This is a genomic window from Flavobacterium laiguense, assembly GCF_003097655.1.
Taxonomy (GTDB): domain Bacteria; phylum Bacteroidota; class Bacteroidia; order Flavobacteriales; family Flavobacteriaceae; genus Flavobacterium; species Flavobacterium laiguense.
Map to the genome: position 1 here is coordinate 1 of NZ_QCZH01000037.1, position 7,267 is coordinate 7,267.

Annotated in this window: 8 protein-coding genes; all 8 read right to left on the reverse strand. The window is 34.3% G+C overall.

Annotated elements, in window-relative coordinates; translation table 11 throughout:
- Positions 1 to 268: 268 nt before the first annotated feature.
- On the reverse strand, positions 269 to 988 hold the full coding sequence (locus tag DB891_RS17075; RefSeq protein WP_116764791.1) for a DUF4369 domain-containing protein: 720 nt from the start codon (positions 986 to 988) through the stop codon (positions 269 to 271).
- Positions 989 to 1,176: 188 nt separating this feature from the next.
- Complete coding sequence (locus tag DB891_RS17080) at positions 1,177 to 3,042, reverse strand: M61 family metallopeptidase (RefSeq protein ID WP_116764792.1); 1,866 nt, start codon at positions 3,040 to 3,042, stop codon at positions 1,177 to 1,179.
- 133 nt (positions 3,043 to 3,175) lie between these two features.
- Positions 3,176 to 3,454 (reverse strand): TIGR03643 family protein, encoded by a 279-nt coding sequence (locus DB891_RS17085; RefSeq protein ID WP_116764793.1) that lies wholly within the window; start codon positions 3,452 to 3,454, stop codon positions 3,176 to 3,178.
- Positions 3,455 to 3,645: 191 nt separating this feature from the next.
- The gene (locus tag DB891_RS17090) at positions 3,646 to 4,248 is read right to left on the reverse strand and encodes an alpha-ketoglutarate-dependent dioxygenase AlkB family protein (RefSeq protein WP_116764794.1); all 603 of its coding nucleotides are present in this window, start codon (positions 4,246 to 4,248) and stop codon (positions 3,646 to 3,648) included.
- 70 nt (positions 4,249 to 4,318) lie between these two features.
- Entirely contained in the window at positions 4,319 to 5,026 is a 708-nt protein-coding gene (aqpZ, locus tag DB891_RS17095) for an aquaporin Z (protein ID WP_116764795.1), read from the reverse strand.
- A gap of 136 nt (positions 5,027 to 5,162) precedes the next feature.
- Positions 5,163 to 5,546, reverse strand: coding sequence for a hypothetical protein (locus tag DB891_RS17100; protein WP_116764796.1), 384 nt, complete (start codon positions 5,544 to 5,546; stop codon positions 5,163 to 5,165).
- Positions 5,547 to 5,663: 117 nt separating this feature from the next.
- Entirely contained in the window at positions 5,664 to 6,566 is a 903-nt protein-coding gene (locus DB891_RS17105) for an EamA family transporter (protein WP_116764798.1), read from the reverse strand.
- 83 nt (positions 6,567 to 6,649) lie between these two features.
- On the reverse strand, positions 6,650 to 7,081 hold the full coding sequence (locus DB891_RS17110) for a DUF2721 domain-containing protein (RefSeq protein ID WP_116764797.1): 432 nt from the start codon (positions 7,079 to 7,081) through the stop codon (positions 6,650 to 6,652).
- Positions 7,082 to 7,267: the final 186 nt, after the last annotated feature.

The window sequence follows — 7,267 nt, forward strand, 5'->3', positions numbered from 1 at the left end:
AGCGTAGCTCAGTTGGCTAGAGCAGCTGATTTGTAATCAGCAGGTCGTGGGTTCGAGTCCCTCCGCCGGCTCTTTAAGAAAACCATCTAACTTTTGTTAGGTGGTTTTTTCGTTTTAGGAATAGGCGGTATGTGAAGTTGCCTCCTTTTTATAAGGGGGTCTCGCCCTCACGAGCTTTTACGAACTGACGTAGTAAATACTTTGAATTAAGAATACAAAAAAACCGCCTTGATGATAAAGGCGGTTTTGATATATAGAACAGTTTTGATTACTGTTTTGCTTCACTTTTTTTAATCTCATTCACATATTTAGTCAATTTTTTACCATATAATGAATTGGCTACTTTTGGTGTCATCGATTTTTGAATGGTATCCAAGTATTTAATGTTGATGTCATAGATTTCGGCTAAAGCAATATAAGGGGAAACCTCATGGTCTTTATTGTTTACCGCAAAATTGGTGGCGTAAAGGTATTTGCGCTTGATGTTGTTGTCTTGTTGTGTATTTATGCTGTCTACTGCTTTGGTATTGTTGCTTTTTAGGGCACCAAATTTTTTTTCAATCAGGGTTAGATTCTCATCATTGAAACGAGAGTTTATTTTTTTGTACTCTTCAAACAACTCATGGTTTTTTGAACCTGTTATTTTTGCACCTGCAATAAATGTGTCTAGGTTGGTGTCAATGTTTATAGTGCCTGGTTCTGCAAAAAACATAATGTTGTTGTCTAGAGAATTCGTAACTCCTCTATCAAGATATAGATAGAGCATTTCTGGTGATTTTAGTTCAATATCACTTGTGAAAGCTGAGTTTCCATCAATCTTGATACTGTCGATTGCTACGAGTGCTGTATCAACCACTCGTTGAATGTACAACGTACCTTCTTTTAATCCTTTGATATTTCCTGTAAGATGTAAATTAGTTTTTGATTCATTTTTGTTACAAGCAACTAAAAGTAATACTGTAACAAAAGCAATAATAGAATTTTTCATGTGTACTTAATGTTTATTTTTTTTAGAACATGTTCACTGCCACTGTTTAGAATTAGGACAATTTAATTGTTTTTTAATTTTGGCGCAAAATAAAGAAAATTGTTGGAATGAGGGTTTCTAATGGCACCGAATTTAAAAAAAAATCCCAATCTATATCTAGATTGGGATTTAGCTGATGTTTTTAAAGATTATCCTTTCAACCAAGCTGCTCTTAAAGCTGCTTTTGAAGAATCTGTAGCTTCAAGCCCATCGGTTTCTATATAAGGGAATTTTACGGTTCCTTTTAACACTTGCTCTTTACCGTCTCTTCTTATTTTGATTGTAATGGCATCATTCTCTTTCCATTTTTGGCTTTCAGAAATCATGTCGTATATATTATCAAGAGAATACGGTTTGTCGTTTATGGCAAGAATTACATCTCCGCCTCTAAGATCTAAATTGGTGTAGAAAACGTTTAGTTCTTTGTTTGGGGCGACATAAATTTCTTTGTTTTCTTGGTTGACCCCAATGTAAGGAGTCTGGCCTTTTATAAATATTCCGTCTGCTACTTTTTTGGTAGTTTTGGTTACTCCTACTTTTGCTAAATACTCATAATAAGGTATCGGAGTTGCTCCGGATACGTATTTGGTTAGGAAAGCACCCACTTCTGGATAAGTTAATGACGTTATTTTTGCAAAAAGATCAGCATCATTAAATGGTTTTGTTACTCCATATTCATTGGATAATTGGTGCATTAAATCAAGAATTCCTTTTTTACCATTGCTGCTTTCTCTGATTTGTATGTCCAAACACATTCCAATTAATGCTCCTTTTTGGTATACATTTAAGTATTGATCTTTATAGGGTTCTGTTAATACGTTTGCACTCATAGTGGTAAAAGGCATAGTGTCATTCATAGCGTTGGCGCCTTGTATTTTTTCGGCTATGCGAGAATAAAATTGATTTTCATCGATTAACCCTTGATTGATTTGGAAGAGATTGGCAAAATATTCTGTTACTCCTTCATACATCCATAAGTGTTCGGACATTTTTGGGGCATTGTAATCAAAATATTGAATTTCTTTTGAATGAATTGTTAATGGAGTTACGATATGGAAGAATTCGTGGGAAACTACATCCTTCATTTGTTCTACCAATTCGTCTTTTGGCATCATTTCCGGCATAACCACTGTGGTTGCTGTAGGATGTTCTAATGCTCCAAAACCTTTTGCATCTGTAGGAGTCATTGTAGAAAGGTACAAAATAACGGTGTATTTTTTTGTAGAATTGACTTTTCCTAAAAACGTTTTTTGAGCAGTCATCATTGTTTTCATTTCCGGAGTGATGCTCTCTGCTGTGAATTTTCCAGATGGTGAGTAAACCGCAATTTGAATATCCATACCATCTACCGTGAAAGTAGTGTAGTCTGGTTTAGAATACATGATTGGGTTTTCTAATAATTCTGAATAAAGTGGCATTTCAAAAACATCGTTTGTTGCCGATGCATCTTTGTCGATCATTGAAGTAGCTCCCCAAAGTGAGGCCGGGTGGGCTATTGTTACTGTGTAAGGCAGCTCTTTTTTGTCTTGAAAATAGCCAACAAAACCATGTAAGTTAAGCATAAAGTTTTTGTTGACATCTATGTTGGTTCCTGCTGGAGAAAACACGTCATCTTTTCCAAAACCTCTCCCTTTTTCTGTGTCAAAAGTGTCGTTTACCAGATAAGTAACTTTTACCAGTGCTTTTGCGTTTTTGATAACCCAGGTATTGTCATCAGTTTTGGAAACAGTCAATAAATTTCCTTTACTGTCATAAGCTTTAAAATCGGCAATGTATTTTCCGTAATCATCTGTTGAATAAGTTCCGGGAACTGTTTTTGGAAGACTATAAGTGATTTCGTTTGTTTTAATTTTTGGAGCTTTAACGGTAACAAGAACTTGATCGTCTTTTACATCATTTAAATTGATGGTAACTTCAATTTTTTCTTTTTTAGAATCTACATGAGGGGTGAAGGTACTGGCTTTACCTGCCCAAAATAATGAAGAAAAAGCAAATGTAAATAGTAATTTTTTCATTTTGTTATTTTTTGTTTTGTGATAAGTATTTAAAAGAACTCAATTGTTACAGGAATACCGAAAAGAAATAGGGAAATGATTGTAAAAAAGTAAAGGCATAAAAAAAACTCCTGTATTAAAGGAGTTTTTAGGGTTAGTCAAGTTTGTTTTTTATGTAATATTTACCGTCTAAATCTTCATCAAAATCATCAATCTTTAGCGGTTTTGGTTTCGGTTTACTAGCAGTAGCCTTCTTTTTCCACATTTCAAATTTTTCTGCGGGCATCTTCTTTTTCATAATTTCCAGAACCTCTTTTTCGGCTAATCCAAATTCTTTTTTGATAATCTCAAATGGATTTTTTTCCTCTTGGGCCATTGTAACAAGTTTCTCTGTTTGTTCCCAGTTTAATTCTTTGCGGTTACTCTTTTTCATCACGTGAAAATTAATTCAAATTGGTGTTAATGATTAATATAATTGATTTTAAATCTGATACCAATATTAATAAAAATAATAATCACTTTTCATTAAAAGTTGAAAAAAATTTTTGTTTTTAATTCTTTTATGAAGAGCGTTTTTTTTGAGCAGTATTTTTAAGTGATTTTTGCAAATTTTGCTGCGAATAGCTATTGAATCTTTCGAAAAGTGAGATTTATTCTTGGACCAATAAGCTTTGAAGTTTTGGGTATTTGATGTTTCCAACAATGCTGTGTTGTTCCTTGCATCAATAATAAACTACCATGTTCGAGAATAATGCTCTTTTTTTGAGCAGAATCAGAATTGTGTTTCAATTGAAAAGTACGTTCTGCGCCTAAACTTAATGAGGCAATTACAGGATTTGTGCCCAATTCTTTCTCATTGTCGGCATGCCAACCATTGCCATCACTGCCATTTCTGTAGTAATTAAGAAGTACAGTTGTGAAATTGGTTTCGGAAATAGTTTCGATACGGGATTTTATTTTTTGCAGCAGCGATGTCCAAGGATGTGGTTGCATGGTAATGTTTGAGTAGGAGTAAGGCTTTCTTTCATTTCCGTACAAAGCGGTTAATCGGGGTTGCAAGTGCTTTTTACCGTAAACAGTAATTTCATCCTGTTGCCAAGGAGTATTTTGGATCAATTCATTAAAAATAGCATCAGCTTCCTGTTTTTTAAGAAATGCAGGGAAGTAGATTATTTCGGCATCTGGTAATTCTAATATTATGCGATCTGATTGAAAAAGTGAATCCATACCACAAAAATAAAGAGAAAAAAGAAGCGATTAAACTTCCTTTTTCTCTTTTTATATAATTAGTCAAAAACTAAGCTTCTGAATGGTCTTGCAATAAATTTTTATAAATGAAACCAGCCACTAGAGCCCCTAAAATTGGTGCTGCCCAAAACATCCAAAGTTGAGATAATGGCTCTCCTCCCACAAATAATGCTTGAGATAATGATCTCGCAGGGTTTACAGAAGTGTTTGTAATAGGAATACTAATTAAGTGAATTAAGGTTAAACCCAGTCCTATGGCAATTCCGGCAAATTTTCCGTTCGCAAATTTATCGGTTGCACCAAGTATAATTAAAAGAAAAAATAGTGTTAAGACAAATTCTGCAATAAATGCGGATTGCATTGAGTAACCGTCTGGTGAGAAAGCTCCATATCCATTAGATGCGAAAGCCCCAGCCTTAGTGCTGTCAATCATAAATCCGGCTTTTCCATTAGCAATAGTGTACAAGGTTCCTGCTGCGGCAACAGCACCTACACATTGTGCAATAATATAAGGAAGTAATTCTTTGGCAGAAAATCGTCCGCCAGCCCATAGTCCAAAAGAGACTGCAGGATTAAAATGGCCTCCTGAAATATGCCCTACCGCATAAGCCATGGTTAAAACTGTTAATCCAAAAGCAAGAGAAACACCCACAAAGCCTATGCCAGCTCCAGGGAAATTACAAGCAAATAATGCGCTACCGCAACCACCAAACACAAGCCAATACGTTCCGAAAAATTCTGCTAATAGTTTTTTCATAATGTTAATTTTAGGTTTTAATTGTAACGAAGTTAGTAAAAATAGTGTTAATGTTCGCTTTGTTGAATTAAAATATCATAAAATGAAAAAAAAACAGTCTAGGAATTTTTGTATTAAGTCATTGTAGTATATAAAGTTACTTTCCTTCTATTCTTGAGTAATCAATATAACTTTCGTATTTCTTACCAGTTTTATGATTAAAAAAGGTAATATGGTTGTTTTTTATATTGACGGTTACCTCTCTACCGTCTTTATGTTTTAGTTCGTATGTTTTTACAGTTGTTTTAGGGTCTTTTTTTTCACTTACAATTGTGAAAATTTGAGGGGTCTTATAATCAATCCGAACACTACACGTTTTTTCTTTTTTATTGAACAAAAATGCGACCTCATGATTCTCTGTAGAAGTTGTGCCGTCAGGATTTTTGATTTTGACCTTATTAACTTCAAGATATCGTTCTTGTGAGAATGCAATAGTCGTAGTTAAGAATGCTACAAATAAAAGGAGTTTTGATAGATTCATTTTTAAAGGTATTTAAGGTTGTTAGTTTTATGTTTCTATTTTGAGTGTTAAAACTGCTGAAGCATAGCTGTGTACTAACAAAAGTAAGATAAAAATGTAATGTTTTACGTTTATTTTTTAATTGCTATTGTCTTTGCTGAAATTTATATTCATTAGTATTATTGCAAATAGGATTAGAGCAATGCCAAACCATTGTGTGATATTTACATTTTCATTCAGAAGAAAATAAGCCATCAAAACGGATACCGGAAGTTCAAGAGCCGAAACAATGCTGCCGAGTCCAATTCCGGTAAGAGGGAAACCTGCATTCATGAGCATAGGCGGTATGATAGTGCCAAAAAGAGACAGGATGATTCCCCATTTTAGGAATATTGTAAAATTAAGCGGAGTATTCTGTGATGCAAGTGCAAATCCAAAAACGATGACAGCACCTCCAAGTAGCATGTATAAACTTCTTTGAGCAGATGATATACCTAAGGCAACACGATTTGCGGTAAACATAGTAGTGGTGAAAGAGCAAGCTGCTAACATTCCCCAAAGTAGCCCACGCCAGTCGAGTTGTATTTCGTTTTTAAGAATGTCTGTTGCTAACAGAGTTCCAATTAAAACAATAACAACCGATACTATTTTTTGTTTCGAAGGAATTTTTTTCTCCAAAAGCATTTCCAGTAAGACGCCAATCCATACGGTTTGCATCAACAATACAATGGCTATTGAAACTGGAATGTATTTTACGGCCATATAATAAAAGACACTCGTCATGCCAAGCGATGTTCCGGCAACCATTAATTGAAATATGTTTTTTTTAGATGCTTTGACTACTTCATCTTTGCTCTTTGCTTTTTGGAAACCATTAATAATAAGAATTCCTGTTATCCCTAATACAAATTGGGAGATGGTTACTTCTGCGGTAGTGTATCCTTCCGCGTATGCCATTTTTACAAAAGTCGCTAGCATTCCAAAACTGGTTGCTCCAAGTCCTACTAGAAATACTCCTTTAAATACACTGTTTTTAAACATTTTGTTTCTTTTAATTATCATTAATTTTTCACCGTCCTAATTTCATTTGGATAGTATTGGGGTTTCTTAGGGTAGAAAATAGTCTATTTTTCAATAACGCTAGGTTGCTGTTCTTTTTCAAGTTCTTTATGGGTCAAGTCACTCAAATGCAATCGAAGTGCATCTACAGAAATATTAATTTCCCAAAAGCACAGCCCTAAAGAGAGTAATAAAGACAACAAGCTAAAGCCGAATAAATAAATCCCAGTCAGTTGATAGTCCAGGAATAAAACAAGCATTGTGAATACTGATAAAAATAAACTCAATACACCCGCCATTTGCATATAGCGAATAAGCGTTAATCTCAGGTTGAGATTTTTTATTTCCAGTAATATCATTCGGTTTTCCTTTTCTTTATAGGCTTTCTTTAAACCGCGTATAATTGTAGCGACTGTCAAAAACCGATTGGTATAAGCCAGCAGAATTAACGAAGTCGCCGAAAATAGTAAGGCAGGAGTTTCTATGTGAAGAGTCATGTATGTTTTTTTAGACTGCAAAGTTCGACTTTTTAAGCATGAATAAAAAATGAGTAGACCTTATAAAAGTATAAGAAAGGAGAGGTATACTATATATAGGTGATAGGTAAAATAATTAGGAGCTTAATCCCGCTATCCGTTCCAATCTTATTGGTCTCGTTTAAAAAAAAACGAGACCAATAAGGA